This is a genomic window from Sphingomonas sp. 35-24ZXX (genome assembly GCF_000786215.1).
Lineage (GTDB): Bacteria > Pseudomonadota > Alphaproteobacteria > Sphingomonadales > Sphingomonadaceae > Blastomonas.
Map to the genome: position 1 here is coordinate 392,628 of NZ_JROG01000001.1, position 18,762 is coordinate 411,389.

At 65.4% G+C, this 18,762-nt stretch carries 11 protein-coding genes; 7 read left to right on the plus strand and 4 right to left on the minus strand.

The window, feature by feature from the left end:
- Window positions 1–190: 190 nt before the first annotated feature.
- Both LI72_RS01830 and LI72_RS01835 read right to left on the minus strand, forming a co-directional pair.
- Window positions 191–1,864: an amidohydrolase gene (locus LI72_RS01830; RefSeq protein ID WP_052129392.1), complete on the minus strand. Its 1,674-nt coding sequence runs from the start codon at window positions 1,862–1,864 to the stop codon at window positions 191–193.
- Window positions 1,861–2,745, minus strand: coding sequence for an NAD(P)-dependent oxidoreductase (locus LI72_RS01835; protein ID WP_033924130.1), 885 nt, complete (start codon window positions 2,743–2,745; stop codon window positions 1,861–1,863). The genes LI72_RS01830 and LI72_RS01835 overlap by 4 nt, the downstream gene beginning before the upstream one ends.
- Window positions 2,746–2,804: 59 nt before the next feature.
- On the opposite strand from LI72_RS01835, the gene LI72_RS01840 reads away from it, so the two are divergent.
- From LI72_RS01840 to LI72_RS01870, 7 genes are all read left to right on the plus strand, one after another.
- Window positions 2,805–4,031: a threonine ammonia-lyase gene (locus LI72_RS01840; RefSeq protein WP_033924131.1), complete on the plus strand. Its 1,227-nt coding sequence runs from the start codon at window positions 2,805–2,807 to the stop codon at window positions 4,029–4,031.
- Window positions 4,032–4,255: 224 nt separating this feature from the next.
- Entirely contained in the window at window positions 4,256–5,011 is a 756-nt protein-coding gene (locus LI72_RS01845) for an arginyltransferase (RefSeq protein WP_033924132.1), read from the plus strand.
- A 53-nt stretch (window positions 5,012–5,064) separates the two neighbouring features.
- Entirely contained in the window at window positions 5,065–7,362 is a 2,298-nt protein-coding gene (locus tag LI72_RS01850) for a BamA/TamA family outer membrane protein (protein WP_231562327.1), read from the plus strand.
- Window positions 7,362–11,594: a translocation/assembly module TamB domain-containing protein gene (locus tag LI72_RS01855; RefSeq protein WP_052129393.1), complete on the plus strand. Its 4,233-nt coding sequence runs from the start codon at window positions 7,362–7,364 to the stop codon at window positions 11,592–11,594. Before LI72_RS01850 ends, LI72_RS01855 begins: the two co-directional genes overlap by 1 nt.
- 100 nt (window positions 11,595–11,694) lie before the next feature.
- Window positions 11,695–12,606 carry an alpha/beta hydrolase family protein gene (locus LI72_RS01860; protein WP_231562328.1) on the plus strand — a complete coding sequence of 304 codons (912 nt, stop codon included), beginning with the start codon at window positions 11,695–11,697 and terminating at the stop codon, window positions 12,604–12,606.
- A complete protein-coding gene (locus LI72_RS01865; RefSeq protein ID WP_033924134.1) occupies window positions 12,603–13,841 on the plus strand; it encodes a kynureninase in 1,239 nt (412 codons plus the stop codon). The genes LI72_RS01860 and LI72_RS01865 overlap by 4 nt, the downstream gene beginning before the upstream one ends.
- 110 nt (window positions 13,842–13,951) lie before the next feature.
- On the plus strand, window positions 13,952–14,803 hold the full coding sequence (locus LI72_RS01870; RefSeq protein ID WP_033924135.1) for a universal stress protein: 852 nt from the start codon (window positions 13,952–13,954) through the stop codon (window positions 14,801–14,803).
- A gap of 74 nt (window positions 14,804–14,877) precedes the next feature.
- Here the strand turns inward: LI72_RS01870 and LI72_RS01875 are convergent, their stop codons facing one another.
- Together LI72_RS01875 and LI72_RS01880 are read right to left on the minus strand one after the other, a co-directional pair.
- Window positions 14,878–15,924: a tyrosine-protein phosphatase gene (locus LI72_RS01875; protein ID WP_033924136.1), complete on the minus strand. Its 1,047-nt coding sequence runs from the start codon at window positions 15,922–15,924 to the stop codon at window positions 14,878–14,880.
- A 14-nt stretch (window positions 15,925–15,938) separates the two neighbouring features.
- Window positions 15,939–18,620, minus strand: coding sequence for a TonB-dependent receptor (locus tag LI72_RS01880; RefSeq protein ID WP_033924137.1), 2,682 nt, complete (start codon window positions 18,618–18,620; stop codon window positions 15,939–15,941).
- Window positions 18,621–18,762: the final 142 nt, after the last annotated feature.

An 18,762-nucleotide genomic window follows, 5' to 3' on the forward strand; every position in this document is an offset into this window, starting at 1 on the left:
ACGTTGCAACCCGTTGCGAAAAGAGTGTTTTACGAGCTCTTCCCGACGCTCAATGCCCAACTAGGCGGAAAGTTCCCCCCGTGCAAGCCAGATTTGCGCCTCGAACCACCGCAAAAAAGCTTTTGTCGCAAGCTGTTGCATGCGGGCAACGAATGCTTTCCGATTGGTTACTGTCGGCCTTGAACTGGCTTCAGCGGCCGCCGCCCTGCTGGTACCTGCGGATACCGCCCACCCAGGTTTCCACCACCTTGGCATTGCGCAGATCGCCAGGCGTGCTGAGCAGGGGATCGATATCGAGCAGGATGAAATCCGCCCGCATTCCCGGCGTCAGCGTGCCGAACCGCTCTTCGGCAAAGCCCGCATAGGCCGCGCCGCGGGTGAAGGCATCGATCGCCTCGACGCGCCCCAGCCGCTCTTGCGGTTGCCAGCCACCAAAGGGCTGGCCATCGGCGCCCTCGCGCGTGATCGCGGCGGCCAGGCCCGCAAACGGGTCAGGCGATTCCACCGGCGTGTCGGACCCGAACGCAATCGGAACGCCCGCCGTGGTCAGCGTCTTCCAGGCATAGGCTCCGGCCAGCCGGGCAGGGCCCAGCCTGGCTTCGGCCATCAGCCGGTCGGAAATCTGGTGCACCGGCTGCATCGAGGCGATAATGCCATTCTTGGCAAAGCGCGGAATGTCGACGGGATCGATGATCTGCGCATGCTCGACCCGCCAGCGGCGATCGCCCTTGTAATCCTTGGCCAGTTCCTCGATCGCCGAGAGTACCTGCGCGTTGGCACCGTCGCCGATGGCGTGCGCGGCGATCTGGAAATCGTCCATCGCCGCGCGGCTCATCATGTTGAGCAGCTGGGTGTCGTTGACAAAGGCCAGGCCGCGCTCGCCGGGCTTGTCGGCATAGTCCGCCTTGAGCAGCGCTCCGCGCGAACCCAGCGCGCCATCGAGATACAGCTTCACGCCGTTCAATCGCAGACGGTCGTCGTACAGCCAAGGCGTCGGGCGCGGCCCTGCGATCGCGACCATCGCATCAATGCCGCCGGCATAAGCCATGATGCGGACATAGAGCCGCTGTTCGTCGCCCGCGCGGCGATAGGCCTGCCAGTCGTCAATGGTCGTGCCCATGTCGGCGATGCCGGTGATGCCCAGCGCCAGCAGATGCTTCTGCGCAGCGATCAGGGCGGCGTCGCGATCGACCGCGCGCGGCGGCGGCACGGCTTTGGAGACCAGGGCTTCGGCAGCATCGACGAAGACGCCCGCAGGCTTACCGCCGATCCGCTCGACCCGGCCTCCGGGGGGATCCTTGGCATCGGGCTTGACCCCGGCGGCCTGCATCGCAGCCGTGTTCGCCCATCCGGCATGGCCATCGACGCGCTCCAGCCAGACCGGACGGTCGGGAACGACAGCGTCAAGATCGGCGGCGGTCGGGAAGCGGCCCAGGCCCCATTTTTCCTGGTTCCATCCGCGCCCGATGATCCAGGGGCGGCTGGGGTTCTCATCGGCATAGGCCTTGATCAGGCCCAGCGCCTCTTCGAGCGAGCGCGTGCCGGACAGATCGAGCGTCAGCAGCGAAAAGCCCAGCCCCATGACATGGCCATGCGCATCGATGATCCCGGGCATCAAGGTGCGGCCGTCGCCGTCGAGCTTGTAATCGAGCTTTTCGGGCCGCTTGTCGCGCCGCTCGAGCAGCGCCTTGACCTTGCCGTCATTGTCGATGACCAGCCCGGTGAAGTTCACCACCTTGCCCTTGGCGTCCAGGGTCATGCCGTTGACATTGTCGATCAGGCCGTCGGCCCAGGCGGGGATGGCGGCGCTGGCAAGCCATGCAGCGGCAAGCGCCAACCCGCGCGAAAAGGTTCTGGCGATCATTTGCGCGGAAGTCTCCGAATAAGGGCGCTGGTATCCTGGCGGCCGGCACCCAGGTGCTGGGCCTCGGCAAAGAACTGGTCCAGCAGGGCCGCCACGGGCAGCGATGCGCCGTTGTTGCGCGCTTCGTCGAGCGCCAGACCCAGGTCCTTGCGCATCCAGTCGATCGCAAAGCCGAAGTCGAAGCTGTCCTCCGACATGGTCTTCCAGCGGTTGTCCATCTGCCAGCTTTGCGCTGCGCCGCCGGAGATCGCGGAGAAGACCTTGTCGAGATCGAGCCGGCTGGTCTGGGCAAAGCGCATCGCTTCGCTCAATCCGCCCAGAACGCCGGCGATGCAGATCTGGTTGACCATCTTGGTGGTCTGGCCATCGCCAGGCCCGCCGACATGGACGATGCGCGAGGAATAGCTCTTGATGATCGGCCGAGCGGCCTCGACCGCATCGGTCTTGCCGCCGCACATGATGGCGAGCGTGCCGTTTTCGGCCCCCGCCTGGCCGCCGGTCACCGGGGCATCGACGCACAGGATTCCCTTGGCGCGGCCTTCGACCGAAATCTGCCGGGCAATGGTCGCGGACACCGTGGTATGGTCGATGAATACCGCGCCTTTGGGCAAAGTCATGAACGCGCCCTGGCGCCCCATGATGACCTGCGCCAGGTCATCGTCATTGCCTACGCAGGTGATCACCGCATCCATGCCCTCGGCCGCTTCTGCCGGGGTCGCAGCGACGCGCACCTGGCTCGCCAGATGCGGGTTGGCATCCAGCCAGCCCTGCACCTTGCCTGGGCTGCGGTTGTAAAGCGCCAGCGAATGTCCGTTGTTGCCCAGATGGCGAGCCATGGGGCCGCCCATCACGCCGATGCCGATAAATGCTATATTTGCCATGGCGGTGCCTTAACGGATGTTTTCAATCAGCGCCATATCGGTTAGGGGCCGCAGCCGATATGACCAGTCCCACCGACCGCCTCACCCTAGACGATATCCGTGCTGCGCATGCCCGCATCGCAGGATCGATCGTCCGCACCCCCACGCTTGTCAGCCGGACGCTGTCCGCGATTACCGGGGCGACGGTGTATCTGAAGTTCGAGAACCTGCAGTTCACGGCGGCGTACAAGGAGCGCGGCGCGCTCAACTTCCTGTCGCAGATGACCGACGAGGCCAAGGCCAAGGGCGTGATCGCCGCATCGGCCGGCAACCACGCGCAGGGTCTCGCCTGGCACGGTACCCGGCTGGGGGTTCCGGTCACCATCGTGATGCCCAAGCCGACGCCCACCATCAAGGTGCAGCAGACCGAGGCGAATGGCGGCAAGGTCATTCTGTTCGGCGAGAAATACGACGATGCCTATGCGCATGCGCGCGAACTCGAGATCACCGAAGGCCTGACCTTCGTCCACCCGTTCGACGATCCGGTGATCGCGGCGGGGCAGGGGACGGTCGCGATCGAGATGCTTGAGGACGCGCCCGAGATCGATCATTTCGTCATCCCGATCGGCGGCGGCGGGCTGTTCTCCGGCATGGGGACGGCCGCGCGTGCGCTCAAGCCCGACATCAGGCTGACCGGCGTGCAGGCGCAGCTCTACCCCAGCATGTACAATACGGTGAAGGGCACGCAGTATCCTTGCGAGGGCGATACGCTGGCCGAAGGCATCGCGGTGAAGCAGCCTGGCGAATTCACCCGCGAGATCGTGCGTGCGCTGGCCGACGACATCGTGCTGGTCACCGAACCGCAGCTGGAGACCGCTGTCAGCCTGCTGCTGCAGATCGAAAAGACCGTGGCTGAAGGCGCAGGCGCCGCTGGCCTTGCCGCGCTACTCGCCGAACCGCAGCGCTTTGCAGGGCAGACGGTCGGCGTCGTGCTGTGCGGCGGCAATATCGACACGCGGCTGCTCGCCAACGTGCTGCTGCGCGATCTGGCGCGCTCGGGCCGGCTCGCTCGCCTGCGCATTGCGCTGCAGGATCGTCCCGGCGCGCTGTTCAAGGTGATGCGCCAGTTCGATGCGCATCAGGTCAATATCATCGAGATCTATCACCAGCGCGTCTTCACCAACCTGCCGGCCAAGGGGCTGATCACCGATATCGAATGCGAGGCGCGCGACCGCGGCCAGCTCGAGGCGCTGATCACCTCGCTCAAGGCCAGCGGCTACGACGTGGGCCTGGTCGAGGTCGCCTGATCCGGCGCACTCTAGGCCGGGGCCTGGCGGTTATCCTGACGATTCAGCATGAATCCTTCGTTTATCCACAACGACAGACGGTTCGCCGCCAAATTGACTCGACTTGGCGCGGCTTAACCACGAAAGTTGGTTAACCGGCTTGGCGGGGGCGGGCATTGTCGATCATACCGGCGACAGGGCCATCACCCGCATCTCAGGCACTTTGGACAAGGACCGTTCCACCCGTGAGCGCACCGGCACGCTTTCCCCGTTTCTTCGTGACCAACCCCGGCCCATGCCCCTATCTTCCGGGCAAGAGCGAGCGCAAGGTGTTCACCGAACTGAGCGGCCCGCATGCCGATGAGCTCAACGACGCGCTGAGCCGCATCGGCTTTCGCCGCAGCCAGAACGTCGCCTATCGGCCCAGCTGTCTTGACTGTCGCGCCTGTGTCTCGGTGCGCGTGGTCGCCGACCAGTTCGTTCCTTCGGCCAACCAGCGCAAGGTGCTCAAGCGCAACAGCGACCTCATCGTCTCGGCCTGCAGGCCCTGGTCGACGCAGGAGCAATATGACCTGCTGCGCCGCTATCTGAAGACGCGGCACCCCGGTGGCGGAATGTCCGACATGGACGACATGGATTATGCCGACATGGTCGAGCACACGCCGGTGCGCAGCTATGTCATCGAATATCGCGAGCCCAATCCCGATGGCAGCGCCGGCAAGCTGGTGGGCGCGTGCCTGACCGACCAGCAGGGCGACGGCCTGTCGATGATCTACAGCTTCTACGAGCCCAATCACCCGGCACGGCGGGGCTTGGGCAATTACATCATCATGGACCATATCCAGCGGGCGGCGCGTGCGCGGCTGCCCTATGTGTACCTCGGCTATTGGGTAAAATCTTCGCCGCGGATGCAGTACAAGGTGAAATACCAGCCGTTGGAACTGCTTGGCCCCGATGGCTGGCATGCTTTCGATCTTGAACGCGATGGCACCCCCGCCTAGACAAAATTGATCGACGCGCAGGAACTCGCCTGCGTGACAAGCATATGGGTTTGATGAGTCTGGCTGATCGCGCGCGCCTGACGACAGCAGGGACACTGGCCATGCTGCTTGCAGGGTCTGCACTATCGTGCCCGGCCTTCGCGCAGCAGGTCCCCATATCTCCCGCGTCCCCCACCCAACCGGAACCGTCGCCATCGCCGCCGATTGCTCCGGACGCAGCCGTCGCCGGTCAGGAACCGCAGGCTGCCGATCCGCTCGATATCGATCCGCTGGCACCGCTAGACCAGTTGCCCGGCATGGAGGTCGACTGGCCTGAAGGTGGCGATATACCGCCATGGCCGGGCGAATTTGCCGGTGACGATGTATTGCCCGCCGAAACCCAGGCTGCCGACGCATCCGACAGCGCGACCACCGACGGCGTTGCGGGTACGGTCGATGATGTGCGCGATGGCATCGCCACGGCCGCATCGCCGGTCGAGGACGACGCCTTGCTCGCCGAAGACGATGGGGAGGCTGGCACCCGGCGTGCTGACCGGCAGGCTGAACGCGCCCAGCGTCGCGCCGAACGCCAGGCGCTGCGCGAGATCGACGATGGCGACGTCAACTATCAGGTCAGGGTGCAGTTCGTGCCGTCCGAGGCTTTGGCCGAACTGGACCAGAACGCGTTTCGCGAGCGGTTCGAGGCACTGTCGACGCTGGAGCGACTGGCGGATGATGATGCCAATCTGGCACAGGTCAACCGCCGTGCGCGCGACGACAACGATCTGCTGCTCAACATGCTGCGAGTCTACGGGTTTTACGACGGCGAGGTGCGCAACTCGGTCGCGCGGATCGAAGGTCAGCAGCGGGTCGCGCTGAACTTCGACATCACCACCGGGCCGATCTACCGGTTGAGCGCGATCGATCTGGCCGGGCTCGATGCGGTCGGAGTCAACGTGCCGGCGGCACGCGAAGCCTTTGCGATGAAGGTCGGGGATCCGGCCAATTCGGACAGGGTCGTCGCGGGCAGGCTGGGCGTTCTGACCCATTTGCTGGAAACCGGCTTTCCCTTTGCCCAGACCGGCGAGCCTGATCTGCTGATCGATCACGATCTGCGCAGCGGCGCGCTCACCGTGCCGGTGACGCCGGGCGGGCAGTACCGCTTTGGCGGTATCATTGCCGATGACGACGGCCTGTTCGGTTCGCGGCATCTGGAGCGGATCGCTCGGTTCGAAAGCGGCGATATCTTCCAGGCGTCGGATGTCGACGACCTGCGCCGGGCGATCCTGGCGACAGGGCTGGTTTCGACGGTGACGCTGACGCCGGTGTCGGCCAGCGATCCGGTCGGGACCGAGCCAGGCAGGGTGGACATCACGGTCGAGACCGTGGCCGCCCCCTTGCGCACCATCGCAGGCGAAATCGGCTATGGAACCGGCGAAGGCTATCGCGCCGAGGTCAGCTGGGAGCACCGCAACCTCTTCCCGCCCGAAGGGCTGGTGCGGGCCCGGGCGGTGGGCGGTACGCAGGAGCAGCTGGTCAACCTGGTATTCCGGCGCAACAATTTCATGAAGCGCGACCGCGTGCTGACCGCGCAGGTTCTGGCGAGCAATACCAATCGCGACGCCTTCGAGGCACGGACCTTCCTGGTGGGGGCATCGCTGGAACGGCAGACCAACCTCATCTTCCAGAAGAAATGGACATGGTCGGTCGGCGCGGAGCTCGTGCTGTCCGACGAACGCGACAGCCGTGCCCGCATCGTGGGCGGGGCGCGCCGCACCTTCTTCATCGCCGCGCTACCGACCTCGTTGACTTATGACGGCAGCGACGACCTGCTCAACCCGACCCGGGGGTTCAGGCTCGGCGGGCGTCTGTCGCCCGAATATTCGCTGCAATCGGGCAGCCGGGGTTATGCCCGTCTGCAGCTGGATGGCAGCTATTACCAGCCGGTGGCCGACAATATCGTGATGGCCGGCAGGGTGCGGCTGGGCAGTACGTTCGGCGCCGACCGCTTCGACATCGCGCCATCGCGGCGCTTCTATGCAGGCGGCGGTGGATCGGTGCGGGGCTATGGCTTCCAGCGCATCGGCCCGCGCGATGGCAATGATGATCCCATCGGCGGCAATGGCCTTGCTGAATTCTCGCTGGAGGCGCGTGTGCGTTTCGGCGATTTCGGCGTCGTGCCGTTCTTCGATGCGGGTAACGTCTATGCAGGCAGCACGCCCGACCTCAGCGGCATGCGCTACGGCGCCGGGATCGGGGTGCGGTACTACAGCAATTTCGGGCCGTTGCGGCTGGATGTCGGCACCCCGCTTAACCGGCAGACCGGGGATAGCCGCATCGGCATCTATATCTCGCTGGGGCAGGCGTTCTGATGCCGGACGAGCCGATTTCCACCCCCGAGGATGCTGCGCCGCCTGAGGCCCCGCAGAACGACCCGCCTCTGGCTGCGCCGCACAGGCCCCGGGGGCGCTGGCTGCGCGGACTGGGTCTTTTGGTGCTGGCGATTATCGCGCTTTTCGCTGCGATCCTTTTCGGACTGGACACCGGTCCTGGCCGCCGGTTCGTGGCCGAGCAGATTGCCGGCTACCCGCTCAAATCCGGGCTCAGCCTGCGCGTCGCGCGGATCGAGGGATCGATCTATGGCAAGGCGGTACTGCGCGGGGTGGAACTGCGCGATACCAAGCGGGTGTTCTTCACGGCGTCCACGGTCGATCTCGATTGGCGTCCCTTCGCCTTTATCCGCAATCGCCTCGATATCCGCGATCTGGTGATCCGGCGCGGCGAACTGCGCAGCCTGCCCGAGCTCAACCCGGGTGATCCCGATGATCCGCTGCTGCCCGCGTTCGATATCCGCATCGACCGTCTGCGCGCCGATGGGCTGGTCATCCGCCAAGGGATAGCGGGGGCTCGCCGCGTCGCCAACATCGCGGGCAAGGTCGATATCCGATCGGGCCGGGTGCTGGTCGATGCGCAGGCTGCGCTGGCCGATGGCAGCGACCGGCTGGCGGTCAAGATCGACGCGATGCCCGATCAGAACCGCCTGATGATCGATGGCGATGTCACCGCCCCCGCTGGCGGCGCAATCGCTGCGCTCGCCGGGCTGACGCAGGACATGGCGGCATCGATCAAGGGGCGCGGTGACTGGGATTTCTGGGAAGGAAGGCTGAACGCGCGGCTGGGGCAGGCGCAGCTGGCCTCGCTCGGCATCGACCAGCGCGAGGGGCAGGTGCGAGTGCGCGGCTTTGTCCGCCCGCAGCCCCTGGCCGGAGACGCTCTTGCGCGGGCCTTGGGACCGTCTGTCGGCGTGTTCGCTCGCGGGACGCTCGATGCGCGGGTGGTCTCGGGTGTCGCGGCGCTGGCCGTCGAGGCGGGAACGGTCAGTGCCAAAGGCGCGATCGATCTCGGCGAAAACCGCTTCGACAATGTTCGGCTCCTTGCCGAGCTCACGCGGCCACAGCGACTGGCACCCGGTCTGGATGCTCGCAATCTGCGCGGCTCGGTCACGCTGGACGGCAGCTTCACCGATCTCGAGGCGCCCTATCGGCTGTCTGCCGACCGGGTTGCGCTGGCCCAGATCAGCGCCGATCGCTTATTGGCAGAGGGAACGGTCACCCGCTCGGGTGACGATTTCCAGATCCCGGTCAAGATCAGCGCAGGTCGCATCACCACCGGCAATGCCTATGGCGACCGCCTGGCGACAGGCCTGCGCGGCGAGGGCATGGTGCGGATGCGCGATGGTGTGCTGAGCAGCGATCCCATTCGTCTGGTCAGCAACAGCCTGGTGGCACTGGTGCAGCTTTCGGGCAGCAGCGCGCGCGGACGCTATCTGGCGGTGGCCGATGTGCGGCTGCCCGCCTTTGGGGTCGAGAATGTCGGCGAGGCCGATGTCGACGCCAATGTCAGGCTGGCCTTTGGCGGCGGTGCGGGGTGGGACCTGCTGGGTGATGTCCGCGTCCTGATGCGCCGGGTGGTCAACCAGACCGTGGTGACGCTGATCGGGCCCTCGCCGCGCTTTGCCAGCAAGTTCAGCTATGGCGCGGGCCAGCCATTGGTGCTGCGCGATGCAAGCCTGGCGGCGCAGAAGCTGGCGCTGATCGGCGGCGGGCGGGTCGAGCCCGATGGCCGCATCGTGCTGCGCGCCAGCGGGCGGCACCGCGATTATGGCGCGCTCGACGTCACCGCCGATTCCATCCGCGGCGACACGCGCGCGGTGCTCACTCTCGAAGAGCCGTTGCCTGCGCTGGGCGTGCGCGATCTGAAGCTGGCATTGGGCACCGTGCCCGATGGGTTTTCGGTCGATGTCACCGGCCAGTCGGCTTTGGGGCCTCTCGAAGGCGCGACGCGGATCTTTGCGCGCGAGGCCGGGCGCACGTTGATCGAGATTGAACGCTTCACGGTCTCTCGCGCGCTGTTCGCCGGAAACATCTATGCCACCAGCGCCGGGATCGAAGGCGCACTCAATGTGTCGGGTGGCGGGATCACCGGCGATGTCACGCTCGATCCGCGCACCGGCGGGCAGGGCGTCAAGGCGCTGTTCGACCTTGCCAATGCGCGGTTCGATGGCGACGTGCCGATCACGATCAACCGGGGAACGGCAGAGATCGACGCGTTGATCGCCGAGGGGCGCAGCACCATTACCGGCAATGTCCGCGCGCAGGGCATCGGGCGCGGGCCGCTGTTCATCGGCCGCCTTGCTGCCAATGCCAATCTCGTCAACGGCGAGGGCAGGATCACCGCCTCGGTCGCGGGACGTCGGGGCAGCAACTTCGAGCTCCAGACCAGCGCGCAGATTAGCAGCACCGCGGTGACGCTGGCGGGCAATGGTCAGTATGGCAACCGTCGGCTGCGGCTGGTGCGCCCGGCGCGGTTCACGAAGCTGGACGATGGCGGCTGGCGACTGGCGCCTGCGGTGCTGCGCGTCGGGCGCGGACGCATCGGCGCGCAGGGACGGCTGGGCGGCGGCCTGACCGACATCAGCGCGCAGTTCAACACCGTGCCGCTGGCGCTGTTCGATGTGGCGGTGCGCGAGCTGGGCTTTGGCGGCAATGCGTCGGGCACGCTCAGCTATCGCCAGGCCGATGGCGGGGTGCCCACCGGCAAGGCCAGCCTGAAGCTCGACAACATTACCCGCACAGGTCTCATCGCCAGCTCGCGCCCGGTCGATATCGCCGCCAATCTGGCGCTCACCGCCGATGCCCTGGCGGTGCGGGCGGTGATCGCCGAGCAGGACAAGACCGTGGGCCGTGCGCAGGCGCGGATCAGCGGTCTGCCGCAGGGCTTCGACCTGTTCGGTCGGCTGCAGCGCGGCGCGCTCGCAGGCCAGCTGCGCTTTAACGGGCCGGCGGATTCGCTGTGGCGGTTGCTGGGGATCGAGGCGTTCGACGTGACCGGCCAGGTCGGCGTGGCGGCGGACCTTTCGGGCAGCCTGCTCGACCCCAGCATCAACGGCATTCTCGCGACCCGCACTGCGCGGCTGGAAAGCACATTGTCGGGTACCGTTATCACCGACATCGCAGCGCGCGGCCAGTTCAACGGGTCGCGGCTGACGCTGAGCCGGTTCAGCGGCAAGGCGGGCAGCAACGGCACGCTCACCGGATCGGGCTATGTCGACTACGGCGGCCTGTTTGCCTCTCCCTCGCAAGGCGTGGCGGTCGAGATCAAGGCGGACGCGCGCAACGCGCAGCTGGTCAACCGCGACGATTTCGGCGCGACCGTCACGGGCCCGCTCAATATCTCGTCCGATGGGCTGTCAGGAACGCTGGGCGGCGATGTCGTGCTCAACCGGGGACGGTTCCGCCTGGGCCAGTTCAACGCGGCACAGGCGTTGCCAGTGATCAACGTGCGCGAGATCAACCGCCGCGCCGACGAGGCCCCGCGCCGTCAGCGGCCCGCGATCTGGCGCTACAATGTCAAGGCGCGGGCCACCAACCAGTTCACTGTGACCGGGCTGGGGCTGAACAGCGAATGGGGCGCGAACGTCACGCTGACCGGCACGGTCGATGCCCCGCGCATCACCGGCCAGGCCGACCTCATCCGCGGGGAATATGAATTTGCCGGCCGCGATTTCGACCTCGAGCGCGGGCGGATCAACTTTCGCGGGGAATCGCCGCCCAATCCGTCGCTCGACATTGCAGCCTCGGCGAACCTCTCCGATCTCAATGCGACGATCAACGTGCGCGGTACCGGCCTTGCCCCCGAGATCAGCTTTACCAGCACGCCTGCGCTGCCCGAAGACGAGCTGCTGGCGCGGCTGCTGTTCGGATCGTCGATTACCGATATCTCCGCGCCCGAAGCGGTGCAATTGGCGGCGGCGCTTGCGTCGCTGCGCGGGGGCGGCGGGCTCGACCCGATCAACGCGCTGCGCGGGGCGATCGGGCTCGACAGGCTGCGCATTGTCGAGGGCAACCAGACCACCGGGCAGGGCACCAGCATTGCGGCGGGCAAGTACATCACGCGCAATACCTATGTCGAGATCGTCACCGACGGGCGCGGCTATTCCGCGACGCAGGTGGAATTCCAGATCACCCGCTGGCTGTCGCTTCTGTCATCGATCTCGACTATCGGCCGCCAGAGTGCGAACGTGCGGATATCGAAGGATTATTGAGGTGGGCCTTGCCGAGCCGTGCCACCTCGGCGCGGGGCCTTCAGGCTCGGGCTGAGCGGGCATGGGTGCACGGCAGAGCAACGAGCGGAGAGGAAGCATTGTGCAGACGATCAAATGGGGTGCGCTGGCGCTGGCGGTTCTGCTGCTCGGCATCCGGCTGGTCGATGGATCGCAGGTGGCGGCCATGCTGAGCGAAGACAAGCCGATCATGCAATGGCCCGATCTGCTCTCTCAGCCTTCGCCCCGGGCGGATCGCACCATCGCCTATGGCAAGGACCCGTTGCAGGTCGTCGATCTGTGGCTGCCGAAGGGCAAAGGGCCGCATCCGGTGGTCGTGATGATCCACGGCGGCTGCTGGCAGACCGAAATCGCAACACGCGACATCATGAACTACATAGCCGATGATCTGCGCAAGGACGGCATCGCGGTGTGGAACATCGAGTATCGCGGCGTCGATCGTGGCGGCGGCTATCCCGGCACATATCTTGATATCGGTGCGGCGGCGGACCTGCTGGCGGCGCAGGCAAAGCCCCTGAACCTCGATCTTGCCACGACCATCGCCATCGGCCATTCGGCGGGCGGGCATCTGGCCTTGTGGCTGGCCGCTCGCCAGGCCCTGCCCGCAGGCGAGGCCTTGCGCGGGACCAACCCCTTGCGGATCGATGCCGCGATCAGCCAGGCGGGCATTGCCGATCTGCGCGCCGCGATGCAGCGCGAGGGCCATGCCTGCGGCACCGAGGCACCAGCCAAGATGGCGGGTCAGGCGTTCGCGCTGACCTCGCCCCCCGAGATGCCGGTGAGCAAGGCGCTGCAGATCCAGTTCCACACCGACAAGGACCGGATCGCGCCGCCCGAATATGCCGAAACCTATGCGGCCGATATGAAGAAGCGCGGCGTTGCGGTCGAAAACCATGTCCACGGACCCGAAGGTCATGTCGAGCTGATCGCGCCCAGCAGCCGCAGCTGGGCAGCGCAAAAGGCGCGGATCAAGCAACTGCTGGGACGGACATGAGCATGGACTATCCCTCGCTGGCCGAGGCCGAGGCGCGCGATGCCGCCGATCCCCTGCGCTCCTGGCGCGAGTATTTCACGCTGCCCGACGGCGTCGTGTATCTCGATGGAAACTCGCTCGGCGCGCTGCCGTCTGCCACGCGCGACCTGATGCGCGATGCGACCGAGCACCAATGGGGCGAGGGGCTGATCCGCAGCTGGAACGATGCCGACTGGATCGGTGCGCCGCGCCGTATCGGCGACAAGATCGCCGGTCTGATCGGTGCGGCACCGGGCGAAGTGATCGCCTGCGATTCGGTGACGGTGAACCTCTACAAGCTGATGGGCGCGATCCTCGCGGCCCGGCCCGGGCATGGAAAGACGATCCTGACCGAGAGCGGGAACTTCCCCACCGATCTCCATGTTGCTGCAGGAATTGCTGCGCAGCATAACCTGGTGCTCGACGCCGCGCCGCGCGAGGCCATCGTCGAGCGGATCGGTCCGGATACCGCGCTGATCGTGCTGACCCATGTGCATTACAAGAGCGGCGAGCGGTTCGACATGGCGGCGATTCAGGCTCTAGCGGATGCGCACAGCGTGCCGCTGATCTGGGACCTGTCGCACAGCGTCGGTGCGGTGCCTTTGGACATGGCGGCGGACGCGGCGCGTTTTGCCGTCGGCTGCGGCTACAAATATCTGAACGGCGGTCCCGGCGCGCCCGCGTTCCTCTATGTTGCGGGTGAGGCGCTCGAATTCCTGGGTTCGCCGATCCAGGGCTGGATGGGTCATGCTGCGCCATTTGCGATGACCGATGCGTACGCACCGGCTCCTGGGATCGAGCGGTTCCTGGCGGGTACACCCCCTATGCTGTCGCTGCTGGCGCTGGAAGGCGGGGTCGACCTGATGCTGGCGGCGGATCGCGATGCTTTGTGGACCAAGTCGCAGGCGCTGTTCGATTTCCTGATCCAGCTGATGGCCGTCCGATGCCCGGAGCTCACGCCGATCACCCCGGCCCGGGCCGATCTGCGCGGCAGCCATGCAAGCTTCGTTCATCCGTCTGCCTGGCCGATCAACCGTGCCCTGATCGATGCCGGGGTGATCGGGGATTTCCGCGCGCCCGATGTGCTGCGGCTGGGGCTCACCCCGTTGTATCTCGGTTTCGTCGACGTCTGGATGGCGGTGGACCGGCTCGCCGCGATCCTCGCCGATGGACGTTGGCAGCGCCCCGAATACACGGCGCCGGCCCGCGTCACCTGACCCGGCGTTGCAACAACCGCGGTGCCTGACCGTTGGGTAACTGGCAGGTCATGAAGGAGTCATCTGCACGCCCCTATGCTGCCAGACGATAAATATGACAGGAGAGAGACATGAAACGCCTGCTGGGATGCCTCGACGTATCGCATTACTCGCAGACCGTGTGCGAGCACGCCGCCTGGGCGGCCTCGCGTCTGGATGCCACGGTCGAATTGCTGCACGTGATCCAGCGCAACGACGCGGCGGATGTGCGTCAGGAGCTCGGCGAGACCATGGATCTGGCGAGCAAGCCGGGGCTGCTCGATGAAATCCTCTCGCTCAAGGTCGCCGAAGGTCATCTCGCAGAACGGCAGGGCGCGCTGTTGCTGCAGGCGGCCGTCGAGCAGTTGCGGGCGCTCGGCATCACGCGGGTTGAGACTACCCAGCGCGAGGGTGGCATCGTAGAGACGATCACCGAGCGCGAGGTGTTCAGCGATATCGTCATCATCGGCAAGCGCGGCGCCCAGGCCAATTTCGCCAAGGGCCATCTGGGCAGCAAGGTCGAGCGCGTGGTCCGGCAAAGCCAGAAGCCGGTGCTGGTCGCCACCCGGGTATTCAAGCAGCCGCAACGGATCGCCATTGCCTTTGATGGCGGACCCTCCAGCCGCAAGGCTCTCGAATATGTCTCTACTTCGCCGCTGTTTGGCGGACTGGATATCGATGTCGTGCTGGTGGGCGGCTATACTGACCGCAACGCTGCGCATATCGACTGGGCCCAGACGCAGTTTACCGGTCGCGTCGGGGTCAAGGCCATCCAGCGCGAGGGTTCGCCCGACGCGGTCTTGCAACAGGTGGCACGCGAACGGGCGATCGACCTGTTTGTGATGGGCGCGTACGGCCACAGCCCGCTGCGCAACATGCTGGTCGGCAGCACGACGACCCAGATGATCCGTTCAGGTCAGATGTCGGTGCTGCTGTTCCGGTGACAGGCAGCAACGGCGCTGTTCCCCGTCACCCCCGCGGCCACGGGGGTCGACGATCGAACGGCGGATGGCAACCATCACTCCAGATACAGCGACCTTAACCGCGCGACATCCACCGCGGTGATGCCAAGCGTCGCGAGATAGCCTTCGACGCCGCCATAGTCGCGATCGATGACCTCGAAAAACTGCGCCAGATGCGACTTGCCCGAGGCGGAATAGAGTGGCTCTGCCTTGACCCCGCCGGGCTTTTTCGCGGCGGCCGCATAATATTGCACGATCGGATTGGTCGGATAATCGGCAGGGTCGAGCGGCGGCATCTCGTTCTGCGGGCGGCGCAGCTGGGTCGAGAGATGATAATCCGCGAGGATCGTTTCGCGATCGACGCCCAGCGCGCTGAGGATCAGCGCCGAAGCGATGCCGGTGCGGTCCTGGCCTGCCGAACAGTGATACATCACCGCGCCGTCATCGGCGAGCAGCCGCTTGAACAGCGAACGGTACTGGGGGCTGAGCAGCTTTTCCATGCCGGTGTAGACATATTCGCCCTTCATGCTGCCCATGTTGGCCATCAGGGGTTTCAGCGAATAATCGTTCGAGATGAACAGCGCGCCGGTGCGATCGTCAAGCTGGGTGGCCGCCACTTCGCGCTCCTCCAGTGAGCGCAGATCGACGATCGTGCCGATGTCGAGACCGCCCAGCAGTGTGTAATCCTCTTCCGACAGCAGCGGCAGCGCGCCCGAGCGAAACACCTTGCCCCAGCGCACCGTCTTGCCGCCCGCACCCTTGTAACCGCCCAGATCGCGAAAGTTCGATCCCATGGCGAGCGGTAGCTCGCGTTCGGCGGTCAGCGTCAGCGAAGCATCCCCGCCGTCGCGCAAGACCAGGAACTGGCGTTTGGTGGCAGGCAGCGGGACGATCGCCTCGCCCTTGCGGCTGGCCTTGACCACCGGGATCGCAGCGCCGGCCGCCACCGGCGTATCGGTCACGATGATATCGACAGGGTCGCTGTCCCTCCAGCTGACCTTGACATGATGGGCATCAACGCGCGCCACCGTGACGGTGTCGATCGCAAGCGCAGGGGCTGTGTTGGCGAGCAGCGCGAGGGTGAGAACGGTAGCAAGACGCATGGCAGTCTCTCCTGTCAGAAGCCGAAGCGGATGCCGGCAAGGTAGCGCCTGCCGATCTGTTCGACCTCGGTCGGGCGGCCCTTGTTGCCCAGGAAGGCGGTATATTTCGCATCGGTCAGGTTGTTGAGATCGGCAAACAGGCTGATGTTCGGGGTGATGTCATAGCGGATCGCGACATCGACATTGGTGTATCCGCCGCGGAACTCGTCACCCGTGGCCACACCGCCGCCGGTGCCGATCGACAGCGATTCCAGATAGTCGCTGCGCCACTGATAGCTGGCGCGCACCGAAAGCCCGTATTTCTCGTAATAGAGCGAGGCATTGACGATAGTGTCCGACGTGCCGGGAAAGCCGATGTTCTGCCTGAGATCGGTATCGAAGCTGCCCTCGATCAGCGTCAGATTGCCCTGGAAGCCGAAGCCGTCGAGCGGCGAGGGCAGGAAGGTGAACTGCTGCTGATAGTTGAACTCCACGCCATACAATTCGCCGCTGTTGCCGTTGAAGCTGGAGGCAAGCAGATAACGCGAGCGGTCAACGCCGTTGCTGTTGAACGCATCCGATCCGACGATCTGGGTGTTCGAGAACAGCACATTGTCGACCCAGCGGTGGAAGCCCGAAACCGCGATGATGCCCTGGCCCGGAATGTAATATTCCAGGCTGGCGTCGACGCCCCAGGTGTATTCGGGGCGCAGCGTGGGGTTGCCGCCGCTGATCGTGCCGGGGCTGTTGGTATCGTTGATCGCAGAACCGACCCGGATTTCGCCAAAGCTGGGCCGCGCGATGCCGCGCTGACCGGCGACGCGGAACACGAGATTGTCGGTGACATCGAAGCGCGCGTTCACGCTGGGGAAGATGTCGGTATAGTCCTGCGGCGCCGACAGCGGCACAAGGGTGCCATTGGCGAGGCGTGCGCGTCCCTGATTGGTCAGCTTGAAATGCTCGACGCGCGCGCCGGCAATCACCTGGCCGCCATCGAACACCCATTTGGCCATGCCATAGCCGGTCAGCGTCTTTTCGGTCAGCGCAAAGCGGTTTTCGGCGGGCACATTGTTCGCCGGATTGAACCGGCCCTGGCGCTGCAGCGTCTCGAGGATGTTATCGAGGTCGGCGCGCATCCGGGTGTTGTCGACATAATTGAACGTGAGCCCGAGCGGGAAGCCGGTGTCCCAGGCGGTGTTGGTGATATAGCTCGCCGGGTTGAAGCTGAGGCCTGTTCCCGTCAGCGCTGCGGGCGAAAGGACCACCGCATTCGACGTCGCGAAGATGAAGCCGCCGATGTCGCGATCGGCATAGAGCAGACCACCGGTCAGCGTGACGTCGCCGAGTTCCTTGGCGACATCCAGCTTCACCGTATAGCTGTCGGTGAACACGTCCTGCACGATGGGGATGAGCACGGCGGGCGCGGTATTGGCGTTGATCAGCGTCGACTGGTCGAAATTCGCCAGCGCCGGACCGCGCACGAAGCTGCCCGCAGTGGTGCCAGGCACCGTCTGGAACAGCTGGACGATCGGGAAGTTCGGGCGGCTGAAATCATAGCGCACCGAAGGCGAGGTGGCCGTGGCGGTACTCGCCTGGACCAGAGGCAGGAAGGTGGTGTTCTCGGTGCGGGTGTAATTGGCCGCGAAGTTCACCTTCCAGCCGTCTTCCTCATAATCGCCGCCGATGGTGTTGATGAAGTTGCGGGTGCGATAGTTGCCGAGGTTGAACGAGCCGCGCACCGGTACGCGGACCAGATCACCACCCGACAGGTTGCGCGTACCCGACAGCGCGCGATCGAGCCGGATCTCGTACTGGTCGCGCTGCTCGTCGTCCTTGAACTCGGTGTAGATCGTCTTGGCGTAGAGCTTCTGGCCTTCCTGCGGCGAATATTCGAACGCGGCGAACAGGCCGTTGTTCTCGCGCACCAGGCGATACTGGCGGATGTCGATTTCGGTCGGGCCGAACTGGGTGTCGGTGGGGCCGCTGGGCTCGTCGTACAGGCCGACCTCGCGGTTGTCCGTCACCTGCTCGCGGCGGTAATGCGATGCGCCTGCCACCACGCCGAACGTGCCATCGCTGTACGATACGCGCAGCGAGCCCTGACGCTGTTCGCCTTCGCCCAGTTCCATGACGCCGTATCCGGCGTCACCCTGCACATGAAAGCCGGTCTTGCCTTCCAGCGGCGAGAAGGTGCGCAGGTCGATATTGGCGACGATCGCCTCGGCCTGGATATTGGGGGTGAGCGACTTGTTGATCGCCAGCGCGCTCAGGATCACGGCGGGCACCGCGTCGAAGCGATAGGCACGGGTGAGGCCGCCTTCGTCCGCGCCGATCATCGGCACACCATCGATGCTGACCGAGGTCCAGCGGTTGGGCGCGCCGCGCACCTGGATATAGCGTTCCTGGCCCTGATCGCGCTGCACCGCGACCGCAGGCAGACGCGAGAGCGCAGCGGCGCTGTTCTGGTCGGGGAAACGGCCGACCGAGTCTGCGGCCGAAATGTCGATCAGATTGTCGGCATTGCGCTTCTGCGCGATCGATTCCCCCTGCGCGGTGATGATTGCGCCCTGGACGATGATCTCGCCATTGGCATCGGTTTCGTCTTCCGTGCTGGCCTGCGCGGTCTGCGCCAAGGCGGGCATGCTCGCGGTCGCGACAAAGGCGGCGATCGAGATCGATGAGCGCAATAGCGCAGCGGCACGTTTGGCAAGAATCATAGCGCAACCCCCGTTGATGTTCGAGGGCGCAGCTACGGGCGCGGGATGACGCCGCGATGGCGTCATGATGACAGGATACGCGGCTTTTCGCCGCCGAGCGTCTTGTGGGTGTCAGCAGAATGTCACCAAACTGACGCTATCA